Raw genomic sequence first — 17,464 nt, forward strand, 5'->3', positions numbered from 1 at the left:
GTCAAACTGACTTCAGGTTTTTGTGAAACAGCGCTTTGAGACGCCCGGATTCTTCGGCAAACCCGTAAGGTGCATTCACCACGAACAGACCTGATCCAACCATACGGTGACCGGGACGGGCAGGGGGAAACGCAACTTCGGAAACAAGCCCATCTGGGATAGCGGATTTGAGCGCCTTAATCATTGGTACATGCGGCCCATCCGTCAAAATCGGATACCAAAGCATGATCACCCCAACGCCCCATTTGCGATGAATTTTCGCGATGGTATCAGGGATCGTATCGTAATCTGATTTCACCTCGAACGAGGGGTCAATCAGCAACATCCCCCTGCGTGGGTCAGGTGGGCAAAGCGACAAGGCCATTTCCCATCCATCGCGCTGGCGGTAAATCCCACCGTAAGGACCCATCGCGGACTTGAGCGCAGCAAATTCCTGCGGGTGCAGTTCTGATAGGTGGATATCATCCATCGGCCGCAGGCTTTCTGCCGCGACAAGCGGTGAGCCGGGATAGGCGGTCGCCCCATGTTTGGCGCGAATCCGGTCCAAGACCTGCGCATAAGGATGATCGCGTGCAAACCAACCTTCGGCAATTGTGATGCCTTTGGCCGCTTCGCCCGTTTTCACGGCCGCTTCATCGGTTGTATCGTACAATCCGCGCCCCGCGTGGGTTTCAAGATAGCTGAGCGGCTTATCCTTGCGGGTCATATAGGCCAACGACCACGCAAGCAGCGCGTGCTTGTGCACATCCGCCAGATTGCCCGCGTGATAGCCGTGTTGATACGACAGCATCAGTTCGGTTTCCGATTAGACAAGGCGCGATACCTCGACCGCGGCGCGCACAAAATCGGCGAACAGCGGGTGCGGGGCAAATGGTTTTGATTTCAGTTCGGGGTGGAATTGCACGCCGATAAACCACGGGTGGTCTTTCCATTCCACGATTTCGGGCAGCTTTCCGTCTGGTGACATGCCAGAGAACTGCAAACCCACCTTTTCAAGCGCGTCGCGATATTTCGTGTCTACCTCATAACGGTGACGGTGGCGTTCTTCGATGGCCGTGTCGCCGTAGATTTGCGCGACATGCGATCCTTCGGTCAGGGTCGCGTTATAGGCGCCTAGGCGCATGGTGCCACCTTTGTCGTCACCTGCTTTGCGGGCGACGGTGTGATTGCCTTGGACCCATTCCTTAAGGTGGTAAACGACGGGTTCAAACCGTTTTTTGCCTGCCTCATGGTCAAACTCTTCGGATCCGGCCTTTTCCATGCCTGCGACATTACGCGCGGCCTCAACCACAGCCATTTGCATGCCCAGACAGATCCCAAGATAAGGGATTTTCTTTTCACGGGCGAATTGTGCAGCTTTGATTTTGCCTTCGGTGCCGCGTTCGCCAAATCCGCCGGGCACAAGGATCGCGTGGAACCCTTCAAGATATGGTGTCGCGTCACCCTCATCAAAGAGTTCAGCATCCACCCATTCGATTTTGACCTTCACACGGTTGGCCATGCCGCCGTGGGTCAGTGCCTCTGCAATTGATTTATAGGCGTCCTCTAGCTGCGTGTACTTGCCAACAATCGCGATTTTGACCTTGCCGTCCGGGTTGTGGATACGGTCATAAACATCGTGCCACACATCCAATTTCGGACCGGGCGCAGGCGAAATATCAAACGCATCCAAAACCGCCTGATCAAGCCCTTGTTCATGATAGGCCAGCGGGGCCTCGTAAATGGATTTCAGATCATAGGCCGCAACGACGCATTCTTTGCGCACATTACAGAACAGCGCAATTTTTTCGCGTTCTTTTTCCGGAATCGGATGTTCAGAACGGCAGACCAACACATCGGGCGCGATGCCGATGGATTGCAGTTCTTTGACGCTGTGTTGCGTCGGCTTTGTCTTTAGTTCGCCGCTGGCCGCAAGATAGGGCAGCAGGGTCAGGTGCATGAAAATACATTGTCCGCGCGGCTTGTCGTGGCTGAACTGGCGAATGGCCTCAAAGAAGGGCAACCCTTCGATATCGCCCACAGTGCCGCCGATCTCACAGAGCATGAAATCAACTTCGTCTTCGCCGACGCTTAAGAATTCTTTGATCTCATTGGTGACATGCGGAACGACCTGAATCGTTTTGCCCAGATAGTCGCCGCGTCGCTCTTTTTCGAGAACGTTAGAGTAAATCCGGCCCGAACTAACCGAATCTGTATTACGTGCGGGCACGCCCGTGAAACGTTCATAATGACCAAGGTCGAGATCCGTTTCGGCGCCATCGTCAGTCACAAAAACTTCGCCATGCTCAAACGGTGACATCGTGCCTGGATCAACGTTCAGATAAGGGTCAAGCTTGCGCAAACGCACAGAAAACCCGCGGGCTTGTAAAAGCGACCCAAGCGCTGCCGACGCGAGCCCTTTGCCAAGCGACGAAACTACGCCACCGGTAATAAAAATATAGCGCGCCATATGCAGGAGACCCCCGTGAAAACTTACATTATTGCAGGAAAACGAACGTCAAAATTCGCACCATCACGGGATTTAACTCTTACCCGAAAAGGAAACGAAGCGCAACCGCTGACGCTAGATCATGTTGCCGAACGTTTCAGCCCGGCAATCTATTGTGGTTAATCGGCTGAAGGAATCAACGGCGCGTCATCGTTTGACGGCGGCAGCAGGCTTTCACCTAGGTCCGGCACAGTTGTTTCTTCGGTCGCTTCTGTGTCGACCCGGTCAACGACAGATGAATTTGCGGAATTGCTTGCCGAAATCAATGTCAGTGCAATGGATGTGCAGATAAACGCAATCGCCAAAATCCATGTGACTTTGCTCATCGCTGTGGGGGCAGGGCGACCGCCAGTTGCGCCGCCACCGCCACCGCCACCCATACCAAGGCCGCCACCTTCGGACCGCTGCAATAGAACAGTGCCAATCAGGCTCAGAGCCAGAATCAGGTGGATGACAAGGACGACATTTTCCATAAAGGAGCCTTTCGGGCGTACGTGAACACGCGGTATCTAAAAGCTGCGGGCCGCTGCTGCAACCCCTGAATACCAGCTTATTCGTCTAGATCGTCCACATCTGTTTGCCCAGTCAGGCGCCGACGCACGATTGACCAGCTTAAGCCCACGGCCAAAACGATCGAAAGCGCCACGATCGCGATCCAAGTATTCAATGTCGGATTGTCCAAGCTAATCAGCCCCTGATCATACATCACCCAAAGCAATGTCGCGACAACCGCAAGAATCAAAATCATCCCGAAAACCCCGATAGATCGGAGCGTCGCGCGCAGATAAATGATGTAGCCCACGAATAAGATCAGCCCAAATAGCACCGTGAGAGATAGGCTGGTGTCATAGTTTGTCATGCTCCAATGGACAAAATTCCACTGGGTCGGGTTATAAGTGGCCGCAAGCAGTCCAAATGCGAAAATCCAGCGTATGATAAAGCCCATTTGTGCCTCTTTGTATAAATTTCGGCCAACAATGCCGTTCTGATTACGTGCTGTCTAGCAGATAGGCGTAAATTTGCGGTTCCCCATATGGGCTTGCAACGATATAGGGGGCACGAAGTTCAAAAAGGACGTATTCTTATGGCAAATGTGGTTGTTGTTGGTGCCCAGTGGGGCGATGAAGGCAAAGGCAAAATCGTTGACTGGCTTTCAGAGCGGGCCGACGTCATTGCGCGCTTTCAAGGCGGGCACAACGCGGGTCACACTTTGGTTGTTGATGGCGAGGTCTATAAACTACACGCGCTTCCTTCTGGTGTTGTGCGCGGTGGTAAGCTGTCGGTGATCGGCAACGGTGTTGTGCTGGACCCTTGGCATCTGCTGAAAGAAATCGAAACGATCCGCGCACAGGGCGTGTCCATTACCCCAGAAACACTGATGATCGCCGAAAATACGCCGCTGATCCTGCCGTTCCACGGGGAATTGGATCGCGCGCGCGAAAATCAAAATTCGGTTGCGAAAATTGGCACAACGGGGCGCGGTATCGGTCCCTGTTATGAAGACAAGGTTGGCCGCCGCGTAATCCGTGTTGCCGATTTGGCTGATGCGGCGACGTTGGAATTGCGGCTTGATCGGGCCTTGGTGCACCATGATGCATTGCGCCGTGGGCTTGGACTTGATCCAATTGACCGCGACGGCATTCTTGCGCAACTGCGTGAAGTTGCAGCAGAAATTCTGCAATATGCGGCGCCGGTGTGGAAGGTGCTGAACGAAAAACGCAAAGCCGGAAAGCGCATCTTGTTTGAGGGTGCGCAGGGTGCGCTTTTGGATATTGATTTTGGGACCTATCCGTTTGTGACCTCATCCAATGTCATCGCTGGCCAAGCCGCCACGGGCGTGGGTGTCGGGCCAGGCGCAATTGATTTTGTGCTTGGTATCGTCAAAGCCTACACCACCCGCGTCGGCGAAGGCCCTTTCCCAACAGAGCTGGACGATGCCGATGGGCAGCGTCTTGGTGAGCGTGGCCATGAATTTGGCACCACAACAGGCCGCAAGCGCCGCTGCGGCTGGTTTGATGCCTGCCTTGTCCGCCAGACATGCGCGACATCGGGCGTGTCGGGGATCTCCTTGACCAAACTCGACGTGCTTGATGGGTTTGAAACGCTGAAAATTTGCGTGGGCTACGAGCTTGACGGTAAGTCTTTGGATTACCTGCCGACTGCCGCCGATGAACAGGCGCGCTGTACCCCGGTCTACGAAGAAATTGATGGCTGGTCCGAATCGACAGAGGGCGCGCGCTCTTGGGCGGATCTTCCCGCGCAGGCGATCAAATACGTGCGCCGCATCGAAGAGCTGATCGAATGCCCGGTGGCGCTGGTATCCACATCGCCGGAACGCGAAGACACCATCCTTGTCACCGACCCGTTCGCAGACTGATGGCGGTGGGATATAAAGCCCGCAAACGGCTCGCGCTGTTTATTCTGGTGGTCGGGCTGCCCGCCTATATCGTGCTGGCGGTCACTATGATGGGGATCGCGCCGGGGTTCTCAAAGCCGATTGAGCTACTGATCTATGTGATGCTTGGCGTGGCGTGGATATTCCCCGTCAAATGGGTGTTCAAAGGGATCGGGCAATCTGATCCGGATGCATGAAAATAAAAAAGGCGCGGGATAATCCCCGCGCCTTTTTGTGTACTAGGTCCTGTTACTTAGGTGCCGCTGGGCCGAAACCGTGTGCTTTCAGCGACTTGGAAGCGCCCGTTGTTCAATTTCACGATCTTGTTTTGGCGCAGCAGGCGGCCAAATTGACGCAAACCGTCTTCGCGGCTCACCTCTTCTTGCGACGCGCTTTGCACTTTCTTCATAACTTGCGGGCGCGAGAAATCATCGTCGCCTTCAACATAGGCGATATAAGCGGCAGCCGCTTCGAGCAGATCAGCCAATTCTGTTGCGCCTTGTTCGGCCGCGAATTCGGCAAACCCACCAGATGTGGGAGCCATGTTTTCTTCTACCTTGGCTGCGATCTGACGTAACCGCTCGGCCGCGGCGTCCGTTGGCGCGTCGGGTGTGGCTGATGGGACCAATTGCAATGGTGCCGGGGCGGCCGGTTTTTCTTCGGCATCATGTGCACCAAGATCTTCGCGGAACGCGTTGTCTTTTGCATCAGCCGGGCTGTCATCGCCAAGTTCGCGCGCGGCTTCGGTTGCCGCAACAGCCGCCTTAAGCTGCGCAAATGCGTCGCGGTGGCGGCGGCCCTCTGGCGCGTTGAGATGCTCGTCGGTTTGGTTCAGGATGCGGGTAAACGCAGTTTCAGGGCTATCGGGGAGGTCAGCGCTTTTGGGGCGTGTCGCGTCGCGGGCTTCGATTTCGCGGGTGACTTCGCTCAATTCAGCTGACAGATCAAACGAATCCTCGTCCTCCTCGGCTTCGTCTTCTTCAAATTCTTCGGGCGCGTCTTCGTCAATTTGCGGGGCCGCTGTTAGAACCAGCGGATCATGGGCGACGTCTTCTTGTGCATCGTCATCCATTTCTTCGTCTGCGGCTTCGGCGGAAACATCGGCTTCTAAAAAGACCTCGTCGTCTTCGTCGACTTCAACTTCGTCATCTGCGGCGGCAAATTCTTCCACTGCATCTGGCTCTTCGCCATCTGCATTCTCTTCTTCGTCCTGCGCAGCGAGCTCTGCGTTGCGCTTGGCAAGGTCAGCAAGCCGCTGCGCCAACGGGTTCACTACGGGTGCATCATCGCCATCATCTTCGTCATCGCTCTCAACGTCATCATCCATTGCGACCGGGGCAGAGGGGGCTTGCACGTGGCCACGGCCGACAACGGCGCGAATGCGCTGAAGCTTCGCGGCAATGCTTTCTTCCTCTTCATCGTCAACTTCGTCGACCACTACGGTTTCGACAGTTTCAGCGGCAAGCGGCGCGTCGTCATCAAGCTCTTCTAGGTCTTCGACGTAATCATCCGATTCCGCGATGTTGCCAAAGTCATCGTCATCAAAGGCTTCGTCATCTTCGGCGACATCGGCGTCACTTAGACCAATGGGATCGTCTTCATCGTCATCTTCTTCAAAGACGTTTTCCGGTGTGTCATCGACATCATCGACATCATCGACGGCAACGTTTTCAATTTCTTCAGCAACCTCGCCATCGTCTTGATCATCGTCCTCGGCAACCAAATCCACATCTTCTTCGTCATCAGCTGCGCGTAGGGTGATATTTTGACCTTCGCCTGCGATTTCGATATCGGTGCCTGCTTGTTCTGCAGTTAGCAGCGCGAGCGTTTCCATGTCAGGCGCTTGCGGTTCGACATCCATGAAACGGTCATGGCCGGCGAGGTCGTGAAAATAGGAAACGACAGTTTTCATCGTCTCAACAGAATCTTCAAAACCTTCAAGCCGGCAGGAAAATGTACCGTAGGCGACGTCTAAAATCTGCGTACTCTTTGTCATGGGTAAAGCGCTTTCTTCGATTTTCGGAGTCCGTTTGCTCGGCGGACGAGTGTTCTTATTTAGATTTACGTTGCGGTGACATTCAGGATCATTTTATGTCCCTTTTAGGGAATGTTTGTGAATGGGCGTTGAATCTTTGCAGGAACCGTTGATTGTTTCGCTTAACCATACGGTTTGCTTGGTCGGGGGCGCAAGGGTCTCTGCGCAGGTAATTTCGTCTATTTTACCGATGGTTGATCAATTTGTCGCCGTTGACAGTGGGGCTGATCACTTGCTCGCAGCGGGGATTTCGCCCGCGGTGGTGATCGGAGACCTCGACAGTATTTCTGATCACGCCCGTGCCACATTTGCCGCGCAGCTTCACCCGCTCACAGAGCAATCCACGACAGATTTCGAAAAAGCATTGAGCCGTGTGGAGGCGCCTATGGTCATTGCCGTGGGGTTCACGGGTGGTCGCATGGATCATGTTTTGGCGGTTTTGAACGTGCTGGCACGCTACCAAGCACGGGCGGTGATTTTGCTTGATGACACTGACCTGTGCTTTGTGGCAGGGCTTGGCGAAACGCTGATAGCGCCTCCTGTCGGCACGCGAATGTCCTTGATGCCGCTTGCGGCGTGCCGGGTGACGGCGACCGGATTGCGCTGGTCATTCGCGGATCAAGATATGCATCCAACCGGGTTTATCAGCTCGTCAAACGAGGTTGCGGGTCCGGTGACAGTCCAAACAGACGGACCGCTGCTGATTACGCTGCCGGCGGCGCTTTTGTCGCTCGCACAGAAAGCCGCCCTTCGCGGATAATCACATAAAGCCCTGCGGCCATAGTGATAAAAATTCCAAATGTTGCCAGCCCGTTCGGCAGATCAGCAAAGATGGCCCAACCAATGGCCGTGCCAAAGGGGATTTCCAGATATTGCATCGGTGCAAGCGTTGAGGCGGGTGCAAAACGCAGGCTCCAGGTCATGAACAAATGCGCCAAAGTGCCGATGACACCAAGAACAAGAAGCATGGCGATTGTTCCGCTGTCCAACGCAGTGATTTCAGGTGCCGTATAGGCTAAAACGGGAAGCAAAAGGGCGCAGGCCTGCAAACCGCTCACGGCTTGCAGCTTTACCGCGTCGATCTGTTGCGCGATGTTTCGGGTCACCATCATGAACAGTGCAAAAACGACTGCGACCCCCAGTGGCAACAACGCAGGAAACCCTACTTCTACAAAATTTGGCTGAATGACCAAAAGGGTCCCGATAAATCCGATAAAGCAGGCGACCATACGGTGCTTGCCGACCTCTTCGTCCATCACAAAATGCCCCAAAAGCAACATTATGAAAGGCATCACAAAGGCGATGGCAAGCGTATCTGCGAGCGGAAGATAACGTAGCGCGCTGAACATCAGACCGATCCCCGCGATGTGCAGCACGGTGCGCAGCAAGGTCCAATGCAGTGTCCCCTTGGGCAGTGAAAACCCTGTGCCGTTGCGCCAGACGAGCGGCACAAGTATGATCGCCTGCACAGCAAAGCGTACAAAGACCAGCATGCTTAGCGATACTGCGCCGCCAAGCAGTTTTGCCATGCTGTCCCCAAGCGGGGCAAGCACGCAAAACGCCAGCATCAACATGATACCTAAAAATGGCCGGTCAGCAGTTTGGGACATTCACAGCCAAACCACCAAGTGCAGTTTCTTTATATTTCTCAGACATGTCCACGCCAGTCTGGCGCATGGTTTCGACGGCCACATCTAGCGATACAAGATGCTTGCCATCGCCGCGCAAGGCGAGCGATGCGGCTGAAACGGCCTTGATTGCGCCCAGCCCATTGCGTTCGATACAGGGGACTTGCACCAACCCTTTGACCGGGTCGCAGGTCATCCCAAGGTGATGTTCCAGCGCGATTTCAGCGGCGTTTTCGATCTGTTCGGGGCTGCCGCCCATCACAGCGGCCAGTCCTGCCGCAGCCATTGCGGCGGCACTGCCGACCTCGGCCTGACACCCACATTCCGCACCCGAGATCGAGGCGTTGAATTTGATCAACCCACCAATTGCCGCCGCCGTTAGCAAGAATTCGGGCACGCGCGTGCTGGTCGCCCCCGGAACATGATCCAACCAATAGCGGATCGTCGCAGGTACGACGCCTGCGGCACCGTTTGTCGGGGCCGTGACGACCTGACCGCCCGCTGCGTTTTCTTCGTTCACGGCCATCGCGTAAGTCGACATATAGTCGTTGATCGTATGTGGGGCGGTCAGGTTCATGCCGCGTTCGGCCATCAACGCGTCATAAATACCTTTCGCACGACGGCGCACGTTCAGTCCGCCGGGCAGGGTGCCTTCGTTGGTCAGCCCGCGATCGATGCAATTGTTCATGACCTCCCAAATCCGGGCAAGACCCCGATCGAGGTCAGCGCCCTGCATGCGCGACATTTCATTCGCTTGCTTCATCTGGGCGATGGATTTTCCAGATTTTTGCGCCATTTGCATCATCGCGTCTGCGCTGTGGAATGGAAAGGGCACAGGTGGGCCGTCGTCCGTGTCTTTTCCTGCGGCAAGTTCCGCATCAGTAAGAACAAAACCACCCCCAATTGAATAGTAAGTCACTTGGGTAAGTATATCGCCCTGCGCGTCGGTCCCAGCCAAAATCATCCCATTCGCATGACCGGAAAGCGCCGGGCCATAATCAAAAATAAGGTTCTCTTTGTGGTGGAACTGTAAGGTGCCAAGCCCCTCTGGCTGCACATTATTTTCTGTCTTGATCCGCGTCAGTTCTGCCTCAGCTTTGTCTGCGTCATAATCATCCGCCCGAAACCCTGCGAGTCCAAGGATGACCGCGCGATCGGTCGCATGGCCGACGCCCGTGAACGCGAGACTGCCGTGCAGCGATGCGTGCAAACCAGCGACCTTAAATGGTTGCGCACGCAGGTGGTCAAGGAACCGGGCCGCGGCGACCATCGGTCCAATCGTATGTGACGACGAAGGGCCAACACCCACCTTGAACATATCAAAGACGGATAAGAACATTACAACGCACTTCCTTCGGGGGGCACACAAGGGGATGGGGCTGAGATCGGGGTTGATCCCAGACCTTCGGATTTGGCGGCTGCGATCACTGCGGGCCGGGTCTCAATGCGTTTTGCAAAAGCCTGCAAATGAGGCCAGCGGGACAGGTCGAACCAGTCGGTTGACCCACCATATAGCGCGGACCACCGCAGCATTGGGGCCAGATAGCAGCCATGAATCGATGGGGTATCACCGTCGCGCCACGGTGCTGTGGTGGCATTTTCCAATAGATCAAGCTGCGCAATCAGTCGTGCCCGGGTCACAAGGCGCAATTTTTCTGGGTCGTCGGCCCCGTATTGATCCGGGTAGAACAGCATACGCAAGGTGCCGTGCAATGTGTTCGACAGCCAAAACAACCATTGGAGCGCTGGCACGCGCGCAGGGCTATCTTGCGGCGGCATCATCACCTGTTCGCGGTCCGCCAGCCACTGCAAAATCGCGGCTGTTTCGAACATCGGGCCATCCGGTGTTTCAAGAACGGGGATCAAACCATTTGGGTTCATTGCCAAAAACTGCGCTGACTTTTGTGCGCGCTGCTTGCGGTTCACCAAAACCGGATCGAACGTCAGGTTCATTTCAAGCAACGCAATACGTACACAAAGCGACGCGTTGTCAGGGGCATAGTGGAGGCGAAATTCTGAGTTCATGCGCAAACCCTAGCGTATGATTTTACCCAACGCTGTCCAAATGCGACACGTTGGCTCAAAAAACGTAGCAAACCTTGGAAAAATAACAGCAAATGGGTCTCGCGCCCGGGCCGTATCTTGCCTATACCGTCGGAGGGAATTTGAGGGAATGTAGAGATGGCTAGTGAACTGTCACCGATTGATCGGGCAAAGTTTCTCGCGGCAAAGCAAGCAACGGAATATGTCGAAACCGGCATGAAGGTGGGCCTGGGGACAGGATCAACTGCGGCTTGGTTGGTGCAATGTCTTGGTGAAATGGTCCGCGAAGAGGGGCTGAAAATCAAAGGCGTCCCAACATCTACCCGCACAGCACAATTGGCGCGGAAGGTCGGGATCGAAGTCGTAACGCTTGACGAGGCCAAGTGGCTGGACGTCACGATTGACGGCACTGATGAATATGACAACGACCTGACCTTGATCAAAGGTGGCGGTGGCGCCCATTTGCAAGAAAAGGTAGTCGCGACTGCAAGTGACCGGATGATTGTCATCGCGGATGCCAGCAAAAAGGTTGATACATTGGGTGCTTTTCCGCTCCCGGTTGAGGTGATCCCTTTTGGCGCGCAGATCACGAAAAAGTTGATCGAAGAAACACTGATCAACATGGATGTGCTGGGGCGTGAAATTACTCAGCGCATGAATGGTGATGCCCCGTTTGTTTCTGACGAAGGTAATTTCATTTTTGACTTGCACCTGAAACGCATCGGAAACCCGCAACAACTGAGCCTTGCGCTCAATCAAATTCCGGGTCTGGTTGAAAACGGACTTTTCATTGATATCTGTGACGTCGTGATCATTGGCTATGGCGACGGGCGTGTTGATGTGCGCGACATGGACAATGATGGCGCAGAAGTTGTGCGGTTTGATCTGCGCGACGATGACAATATTTTTGCCGATCTGGATGACTAATATCCTCGGATGACGAATGGAGCCTAAAATGACGTTTGAATATGACTTGTTTGTCATCGGAGGTGGGTCGGGCGGCGTGCGTGCAGGCCGTGTCGCCGCAGCCCAGGGCGCAAAGGTCGCTTTGGCCGAAGAATTCCGCATGGGCGGGACCTGTGTGATACGTGGCTGCGTGCCGAAAAAGCTGATGGTATTTGCATCTGGCTATTCCGAAATGTTCGAGGATGCACGCGCCTACGGCTGGGATTTGACCGCCGGAGATTTCGACTGGTCGCGTTTTCGCGGTAAATTGGATGCAGAGCTGAACCGCCTTGAAGGCATCTATCGCAAGTTGCTGAATGGATCGGACGTTGAAATTTTTGACGCCCGGGCGACAATTAAAGATGCGCATACAGTCACCCTGTCGACAGGGCGCGACATCACTGCAAAGCATATTCTGATCGCGACGGGTGGGCGCCCAGTTGTGCCCGATATGCCGGGTGCAGAACATGGGATTACCTCGAACGAGATATTCAATCTGGATGAGATGCCAAAATCGATCTTGATCGTTGGCGGCGGCTATATCGCGTCCGAATTCGCAGGGATATTGAATGGGCTCGGGGTGAAGGTCACGCAGTTCTATCGCGGCGAACAAATCTTGCGCGGGTTTGATGGCGAAGCGCGCGGGCTTGTCGCTGATGGGATGCGCGCCAAGGGCGTTGATTTGCACCTAGGAACGAACATTGTCGAAATGGAAAAACGCGACGCCGGGTTCTGGGTCAAAGCCACCTGTGGTGGTGAAACCATGTATGACCAAGTCATGTTCGCAACGGGGCGCGCGCCTAATTCGGACAATCTTGGTCTTGAAAACGTCGGTGTGGAATTGGGCCGCAAGGGCGAGATCATCGTTGATAAATTCAGCCAAACCAAAGTACCGTCGATCTTTGCCATTGGTGATGTGACTGACCGCGTGCAGCTAACGCCCGTTGCGATCCGCGAAGCGATGGCCTTTGTTGAAACCGTATTTAAGGGCAATCCAACGGCGGCCGATCATGACTTGATCCCATCCGCTGTATTCACGCAGCCGGAATTGGGCACCATTGGTTTGACCGAGGAACAAGCGGCCGAAAATGGCCCGATAGAGGTGTACTGTTCATCATTTAAACCGATGAACCATAGCTTTGCGGGCCGCGAAGATCGCGTGTTGATGAAACTGATCGTCTGCGCCGATACTCGCAAGGTGCTTGGTTGCCATATCGTCGCTGATCATGCCGGCGAAATGATCCAACTGGCAGGTATCGCCGTAAAGATGGGGGCGACGAAAGAAGATTTTGATCGTACTGTTGCCGTCCATCCGACAATGGCTGAAGAGCTGGTAACGATGAAAGAACCCGTCCGCACTGCTTGATTTTGCAGTTTATGGGCACACATGGCATAAGATAGCCCAGCACGATGGGTCATGAATAAAGGAAGCTGAGACACAAGATGGCAGGAAATTCAGGTGGCCCATGGGGCGGCGGCGGAAACAATGGCGGCGGAGATGACGAAGATCGCAACCGTAATGACGGGCGCAAACCCGGAAACGACGCGGGAATCCCCGAAATAGATGAGCTGGTGAACAAAGGCCGCGAACAATTGCGCGTTCTCATGGGCGGCCGTGGTGACAACGGCGGCAATCGCCCTGCAGGCAGTGGTGGCGGTGGCGAAGGCCCCGAAATCACACGCGGGATGGTTGCTTTGGGTATCTTTGGCGCGGCGGCACTATGGTTGTACGCGTCTGCATACACAGTGAAGCCTGAAGAACGGTCGATTGAACTGTTTCTTGGCGAATTCACTCAAATCGGTGAACCGGGCCTGAACTTTGCGCCGTGGCCAATTGTGAAATATGAAATCGTTCCCGTAACCGAAGAACGTCGGATCGCGATTGGGACATCCAATAGCGGTCAAGAAGCGGGCTTTATGCTGACGGGCGATGAAAACATCGTTGATGTTGATTTCCAAGTTGTTTGGAACGTCGACAACCCTGCCGATTTTAAGTTTACTCTTGAAGATCCCGAAGCCACCATTCGTGCTGTCGCGGAATCGGCAATGCGCGAAATCATTGCGCAGTCAGAATTGACGCCAATCTTGAACACGAACCGTGGTCAAATTAGTGAACAGCTTGAAGTGCTGATCCAGCAAACACTTACCGACTATAAAAGTGGCGTAAACATTGTGCGGGTCAATCTGAACAAAACCCAAGCACCTGATATCGCTGTCGAAGTTACGGACCTGAACGGCGTCGTTTCAATGCGGTCACCGTTCGATGCGTTCAGCGAAGTCCAGAACGCCGAACAAGAAGGGGAGCGTTTGCAAAACGTGGCCGACGCTTATGCGAACCGTGTTGTCGCCGAAGCGCGTGGTGAAGCCGCGCAGATCGTCGAACAGGCCGAAGGCTACCGTGCCGAAGTCGTCAACAACGCGCTTGGTGAAGCATCGCGGTTTACAGCCGTGCTTGAACAATACCAACTGGCGCCCGAGGTAACCCGTAAGCGAATTTATTTAGAAACGCTCGAGCAGGTCATCGGCGGTGTTGATATGATTTTGCTTGATGAAAACGACGATGGCGGGCAGGGCGTTGTTCCCTATCTTCCGCTGAATGAAATCCGCCGCTCAGGAGGGTCAAACTAATGAAACGGTCCATTTTTATTCTCCCTGTGTTGGCTGTCTTGCTGCTGATCGGTCTGTCTTCAATGTTCATCGTTGATGAGCGTGAAAAGAAACTGGTGCTGCGTTTTGGTCGCGTTGTTGCTGTGCATGAAGACCCAGGGCTGGCGTTTAAATTCCCCCTGCTGGACGAAGTCGTGCCCTATAGCGACCTTATCTTGTCGCGTGACCCGGCACCTATTCGCCTGATTCCACAAGATAACCGGCCGCTCATCGTTGACGCCTTTGCGCGCTACCGTATCGAAGACGTCACCAAGTTCCGGCAAGCTGTCGGTTCTGGCGGGCAAGCCAGCGCGGAACGGTCGCTAGATACAATTCTTGACGATAGTATCCGTGAAGTTTTGGGGTCGGTCACATCAAATGACATTTTGTCAGTCGATCGGGTGACGTTGATGAACCGAATTCGTGACCGGACCAACACGCGGGCAGAAAACCTTGGGTTGACGATCATTGATGTGCGCCTCAAACGCACAGATCTTCCTGACGAAAACCAAAAGGCAACCTTTGCCCGTATGATCGCGGAACGTGACGAAGAAGCCGCTGATTTGCGCGCCCGTGGCCGTGAGGCACAACAGCGTATTCAGGCCTCTGCTGATCGTACAGCGGTTGAACTCAGCTCCGAAGCGCGCCGGATGGCACTTGTCACCCGTGGTGAAGCTGACGCGGAGCGCAACCGGATTTTCGCAGAAGCTTTTGGCGCGGACCCAGAGTTCTTTGAATTCTACCGCTCTATGACGGCCTATCAAACGGCACTGCAAGGTGGGAACACAACGATGGTGCTGTCACCAGACAATGCGTTCTTCAACTATCTCAAGTCCGATACTGGGAATGCTGTCGCCGAATAAGTGTACGGAAGAAATAAGAAATTTCAGGGGCCAGCGGAAACGCTGGCCCTTTTGCGTCAAAAACACACAGAAGATCACAAGCTGGTGACATAGTTTGTGTTGAATGTTTTCCCTGCATTGGCGCAGTATGGTATTTAGAATTGCGCTGATGCGCGTCCGTTAACAGATGAGGAGTTAACACAGTGAAATCTAAGGCAATCGCACTCCAGCAAGGTCACGGCCAAGCGCGCCGTCTGTCAATGGCAGGTTTGGCAATGCTCACATTGGCAATGCTGTTCTTATTGGGACAAGTCTCTGCCGTGCTGGCGCAAGAACGTCCTGCAACATTTGCGGATCTGGCCGAACAGATTAGCCCATCGGTAGTCAATATCACGACTTCGACAGTCATTGCTGGCAGGACAGGCCCGGGTGATTTGTTGCCCGAAGGCTCCCCGTTTGAGGATTTCTTTAACGATCTTGATCGCGGGCCGGGTAACGGCGCGCAGCGTTCGTCTGCTTTGGGGTCCGGTTTTGTGATCTCGGCTGATGGCTATATCGTCACCAACAACCACGTGATCGAGGATGCAGATGAAATCTTGATCGAATTCTTCCCCGGTGGCGAAGAAGGTGTGCCGGCTGAACTGGTCGGTACGGATCCAAACACGGATATTGCGGTGCTAAAGGTTGATCTGGATGATCTGCCATTCGTCGAATTTGGCGATAGCAACGCTGTTGGCGCACGTGTCGGTGATTGGGTCATGGCGATGGGCAACCCGTTGGGGCAGGGGTTCTCTGTCTCTGCTGGGATTGTGTCCGCGCGCAACCGGTCGCTGCAAGGCACATATGATGACTACATCCAGACAGATGCTGCGATTAACCGGGGGAACTCTGGCGGGCCGTTGTTCAACATGGACGGCGAGGTTGTTGGTGTGAACACGGCGATCTTGTCACCCAATGGCGGTTCTATCGGGATCGGCTTTGCGATGTCATCGGCCGTTGTGACAAATGTCGTCGACCAGTTGATCGAATTTGGTGAAACCCGCCGCGGCTGGTTGGGTGTGCGCATCCAAGATGTGACACCTGATATGATCGACGCAATCGACGGGCTTGATATGGCGCGCGGTGCTTTGGTCACAGATGTACCTGCCGGCCCTGCTGAAGATGCGGGTATGCTTTCGGGCGATGTGATCGTGAACTTTGACAGCGTCGCGATTGAAGACACCCGTGAATTGGTCCGTATTGTTGGGAACTCGCCCGTTGGCAAAGAGGTTCCTGTGACTGTGCTGCGCAATGGCACATTGGACGAGCTAACCGTGGTTCTTGGCCGCCGTGAAACATCCGAAGCGGTTGCTTTTCCAGCTTCATCTGAAGAGCCTGAAATCGCTCCCGAAGACGCTGAAATCTTGGGGTTGATGTTGTCACCTATCACGCCAGAGCTGACTGATCAGTTTGGTTTGGATATTGCTGAGGGTCTTGTGATCACTGCGATCAACCCATCCTCTGAGGCGGCCTCAAAAGGGCTGCTTGAAGGAGATGTGATCACTGAAGCAGGGCAGCAGGCCGTGGCACAGATTAGCGACCTTGAAAGCCGCATCCAAGAGGCCAAAGACGGCGGGCGCAAATCCTTGCTGATGCTGGTACGCCGGGGTGGTGATCCACGGTTTGTGGCACTGCCGCTGGACGACTAAACCAAACAACCACTCACGAACAAAAGGGCGGGGCGCATCATGCGTCCCGCCTTTTTTATGTCTGGTTTTGCGGCAACCCATCGCCGATATCGTAGTAATCACCTTTTTCGCTGACATAAATGTGCGTCGAAAGCCGCATTTGTGTGGGGCTGTCCAATGCGCCCATGGCGACGGATGTCCAGTCGCGAAATACTGGATCCCAAAACAGGGTTGATCCGCAGGTATCACAGAACCCGCGCCGCACCTTTGTTGATGATTGATACCATTTGATATGGTCAGCGCCCCGAATGGTCAGCGCGTCACGCGGCACATCCACTGATGCCCAGTAATGCCCGGACCGTTTGCGGCAGCTGGTGCAGTGGCAGGCGTCACCGCTGGTGATGTCGCTCGAGATCTCAAAATAGATCGCGCCACACATGCAGCTGCCACGGTGCCCCATATTATGCCACCTGCGGCAAGTCGCGCCGGTTCCAGATCAGCAGCCCAATCACGATGATTGCTGCGACTGCATGCAGCCAGACTGGCGCAGGCCAAACACAGGCCGCGCCCGTCACCAACAGCAGCGCCCGGATCGGCATTCCGACTGGTTGCTCTAGGCACCCTTGTAGTGCCCCGGCGAGCGCGTAGATCCCAACCACGCCGAAAGCGAAGATCGTAATCATCACAGCCCAATCACCCGATAGAAACGGGGTGTAAGCAATCATTAGCGGTACGATATATAGGCCCTTGGCCAGCTTCCAGCTCGCAAAGCCTG

At 54.7% G+C, this 17,464-nt stretch carries 17 protein-coding genes and 1 pseudogene; 8 read left to right on the forward strand and 10 right to left on the reverse strand.

Annotated features, from left to right (window positions below; translation table 11 throughout):
• Position 1 precedes the first annotated feature (1 nt).
• From Yoon_RS05660 to Yoon_RS05675, 4 genes are all read right to left on the reverse strand, one after another.
• Positions 2 to 790 (reverse strand): 23S rRNA (adenine(2030)-N(6))-methyltransferase RlmJ, encoded by a 789-nt coding sequence (locus Yoon_RS05660; protein ID WP_238110921.1) that lies wholly within the window; start codon positions 788 to 790, stop codon positions 2 to 4.
• A gap of 15 nt (positions 791 to 805) precedes the next feature.
• A complete protein-coding gene (locus tag Yoon_RS05665; RefSeq protein WP_238110922.1) occupies positions 806 to 2,449 on the reverse strand; it encodes a CTP synthase in 1,644 nt (547 codons plus the stop codon).
• 158 nt (positions 2,450 to 2,607) lie between these two features.
• Positions 2,608 to 2,961, reverse strand: a complete 354-nt coding sequence (secG, locus tag Yoon_RS05670; protein WP_238110925.1) for a preprotein translocase subunit SecG — start codon at positions 2,959 to 2,961, stop codon at positions 2,608 to 2,610.
• Between the two features lie 77 nt (positions 2,962 to 3,038).
• Entirely contained in the window at positions 3,039 to 3,434 is a 396-nt protein-coding gene (locus Yoon_RS05675; RefSeq protein WP_238110926.1) for a DUF6524 family protein, read from the reverse strand.
• Between the two features lie 138 nt (positions 3,435 to 3,572).
• On the opposite strand from Yoon_RS05675, the gene Yoon_RS05680 reads away from it, so the two are divergent.
• Together Yoon_RS05680 and Yoon_RS05685 are read left to right on the forward strand one after the other, a co-directional pair.
• Positions 3,573 to 4,865, forward strand: coding sequence for an adenylosuccinate synthase (locus Yoon_RS05680; protein WP_238110928.1), 1,293 nt, complete (start codon positions 3,573 to 3,575; stop codon positions 4,863 to 4,865).
• Positions 4,865 to 5,080 carry a DUF2842 domain-containing protein gene (locus Yoon_RS05685; RefSeq protein ID WP_238110930.1) on the forward strand — a complete coding sequence of 72 codons (216 nt, stop codon included), beginning with the start codon at positions 4,865 to 4,867 and terminating at the stop codon, positions 5,078 to 5,080. The genes Yoon_RS05680 and Yoon_RS05685 overlap by 1 nt, the downstream gene beginning before the upstream one ends.
• Positions 5,081 to 5,136: 56 nt before the next feature.
• Here Yoon_RS05685 and Yoon_RS05690 read toward each other — a convergent pair whose 3' ends face one another.
• Positions 5,137 to 6,879, reverse strand: a complete 1,743-nt coding sequence (locus Yoon_RS05690) for a hypothetical protein (protein WP_238110931.1) — start codon at positions 6,877 to 6,879, stop codon at positions 5,137 to 5,139.
• Positions 6,880 to 7,000: 121 nt separating this feature from the next.
• On the opposite strand from Yoon_RS05690, the gene Yoon_RS05695 reads away from it, so the two are divergent.
• Entirely contained in the window at positions 7,001 to 7,678 is a 678-nt protein-coding gene (locus Yoon_RS05695; protein WP_238110932.1) for a thiamine diphosphokinase, read from the forward strand.
• Here Yoon_RS05695 and Yoon_RS05700 read toward each other — a convergent pair.
• The 3 genes from Yoon_RS05700 to Yoon_RS05710 are packed head-to-tail and all read right to left on the reverse strand — an operon-like array spanning position 7,623 to position 10,571.
• Entirely contained in the window at positions 7,623 to 8,528 is a 906-nt protein-coding gene (locus tag Yoon_RS05700) for a DMT family transporter (protein ID WP_238110933.1), read from the reverse strand. The genes Yoon_RS05695 and Yoon_RS05700 overlap by 56 nt on opposite strands.
• Complete coding sequence (locus Yoon_RS05705) at positions 8,512 to 9,885, reverse strand: L-serine ammonia-lyase (RefSeq protein ID WP_238110934.1); 1,374 nt, start codon at positions 9,883 to 9,885, stop codon at positions 8,512 to 8,514. The genes Yoon_RS05700 and Yoon_RS05705 overlap by 17 nt, the downstream gene beginning before the upstream one ends.
• Positions 9,885 to 10,571: a glutathione S-transferase family protein gene (locus Yoon_RS05710; RefSeq protein WP_238110935.1), complete on the reverse strand. Its 687-nt coding sequence runs from the start codon at positions 10,569 to 10,571 to the stop codon at positions 9,885 to 9,887. The genes Yoon_RS05705 and Yoon_RS05710 overlap by 1 nt, the downstream gene beginning before the upstream one ends.
• 156 nt (positions 10,572 to 10,727) lie before the next feature.
• Here Yoon_RS05710 and rpiA point away from each other — a divergent pair, with 156 nt between their 5' ends.
• From rpiA to Yoon_RS05735, 5 genes are all read left to right on the forward strand, one after another.
• Positions 10,728 to 11,516 carry a ribose-5-phosphate isomerase RpiA gene (gene rpiA, locus Yoon_RS05715; RefSeq protein WP_238110936.1) on the forward strand — a complete coding sequence of 263 codons (789 nt, stop codon included), beginning with the start codon at positions 10,728 to 10,730 and terminating at the stop codon, positions 11,514 to 11,516.
• A 28-nt stretch (positions 11,517 to 11,544) separates the two neighbouring features.
• Positions 11,545 to 12,900, forward strand: a complete 1,356-nt coding sequence (gene gor / locus Yoon_RS05720) for a glutathione-disulfide reductase (protein WP_238110938.1) — start codon at positions 11,545 to 11,547, stop codon at positions 12,898 to 12,900.
• Between the two features lie 77 nt (positions 12,901 to 12,977).
• On the forward strand, positions 12,978 to 14,162 hold the full coding sequence (gene hflK, locus Yoon_RS05725) for an FtsH protease activity modulator HflK (protein ID WP_238110940.1): 1,185 nt from the start codon (positions 12,978 to 12,980) through the stop codon (positions 14,160 to 14,162).
• Positions 14,162 to 15,043: a protease modulator HflC gene (gene hflC / locus Yoon_RS05730; RefSeq protein WP_238110942.1), complete on the forward strand. Its 882-nt coding sequence runs from the start codon at positions 14,162 to 14,164 to the stop codon at positions 15,041 to 15,043. The genes hflK and hflC overlap by 1 nt, the downstream gene beginning before the upstream one ends.
• A 239-nt stretch (positions 15,044 to 15,282) precedes the next feature.
• Positions 15,283 to 16,710, forward strand: coding sequence for a Do family serine endopeptidase (locus Yoon_RS05735; protein ID WP_370642124.1), 1,428 nt, complete (start codon positions 15,283 to 15,285; stop codon positions 16,708 to 16,710).
• A gap of 55 nt (positions 16,711 to 16,765) precedes the next feature.
• Here the strand turns inward: Yoon_RS05735 and Yoon_RS05740 are convergent, their stop codons facing one another.
• Both Yoon_RS05740 and Yoon_RS05745 read right to left on the reverse strand, forming a co-directional pair.
• The gene (locus Yoon_RS05740) at positions 16,766 to 17,149 is read right to left on the reverse strand and encodes a GFA family protein (RefSeq protein WP_238110944.1); all 384 of its coding nucleotides are present in this window, start codon (positions 17,147 to 17,149) and stop codon (positions 16,766 to 16,768) included.
• 1 nt (position 17,150) lies between these two features.
• A pseudogene (locus Yoon_RS05745) lies at positions 17,151 to 17,464 on the reverse strand (TRAP transporter permease); the annotation flags it as partial.

This window comes from Yoonia sp. I 8.24 (assembly GCF_022096995.1).
Classification (GTDB): Bacteria; Pseudomonadota; Alphaproteobacteria; order Rhodobacterales; family Rhodobacteraceae; genus Yoonia.

Bases quoted from the DNA above. Each gene is read 5' to 3' on its own strand.
- rpiA (WP_238110936.1), top strand. From the start codon at position 10,728: ATGGCTAGTGAACTGTCACCGATTGATCGGGCAAAGTTTCTCGCGGCA.
- hflC (WP_238110942.1), top strand. From the start codon at position 14,162: ATGAAACGGTCCATTTTTATTCTCCCTGTGTTGGCTGTCTTGCTGCTG.
- Yoon_RS05710 (WP_238110935.1), bottom strand. From the start codon at position 10,571: ATGAACTCAGAATTTCGCCTCCACTATGCCCCTGACAACGCGTCGCTT.
- Yoon_RS05690 (WP_238110931.1), bottom strand. From the start codon at position 6,879: ATGACAAAGAGTACGCAGATTTTAGACGTCGCCTACGGTACATTTTCC.
- Yoon_RS05695 (WP_238110932.1), top strand. From the start codon at position 7,001: ATGGGCGTTGAATCTTTGCAGGAACCGTTGATTGTTTCGCTTAACCAT.
- secG (WP_238110925.1), bottom strand. From the start codon at position 2,961: ATGGAAAATGTCGTCCTTGTCATCCACCTGATTCTGGCTCTGAGCCTG.
- Yoon_RS05680 (WP_238110928.1), top strand. From the start codon at position 3,573: ATGGCAAATGTGGTTGTTGTTGGTGCCCAGTGGGGCGATGAAGGCAAA.
- Yoon_RS05735 (WP_370642124.1), top strand. From the start codon at position 15,283: ATGGCAGGTTTGGCAATGCTCACATTGGCAATGCTGTTCTTATTGGGA.
- Yoon_RS05665 (WP_238110922.1), bottom strand. From the start codon at position 2,449: ATGGCGCGCTATATTTTTATTACCGGTGGCGTAGTTTCGTCGCTTGGC.
- Yoon_RS05685 (WP_238110930.1), top strand. From the start codon at position 4,865: ATGGCGGTGGGATATAAAGCCCGCAAACGGCTCGCGCTGTTTATTCTG.
- Yoon_RS05660 (WP_238110921.1), bottom strand. From the start codon at position 790: ATGCTGTCGTATCAACACGGCTATCACGCGGGCAATCTGGCGGATGTG.
- Yoon_RS05705 (WP_238110934.1), bottom strand. From the start codon at position 9,885: ATGTTCTTATCCGTCTTTGATATGTTCAAGGTGGGTGTTGGCCCTTCG.
- Yoon_RS05700 (WP_238110933.1), bottom strand. From the start codon at position 8,528: ATGTCCCAAACTGCTGACCGGCCATTTTTAGGTATCATGTTGATGCTG.
- Yoon_RS05740 (WP_238110944.1), bottom strand. From the start codon at position 17,149: ATGGGGCACCGTGGCAGCTGCATGTGTGGCGCGATCTATTTTGAGATC.
- Yoon_RS05675 (WP_238110926.1), bottom strand. From the start codon at position 3,434: ATGGGCTTTATCATACGCTGGATTTTCGCATTTGGACTGCTTGCGGCC.
- hflK (WP_238110940.1), top strand. From the start codon at position 12,978: ATGGCAGGAAATTCAGGTGGCCCATGGGGCGGCGGCGGAAACAATGGC.
- gor (WP_238110938.1), top strand. From the start codon at position 11,545: ATGACGTTTGAATATGACTTGTTTGTCATCGGAGGTGGGTCGGGCGGC.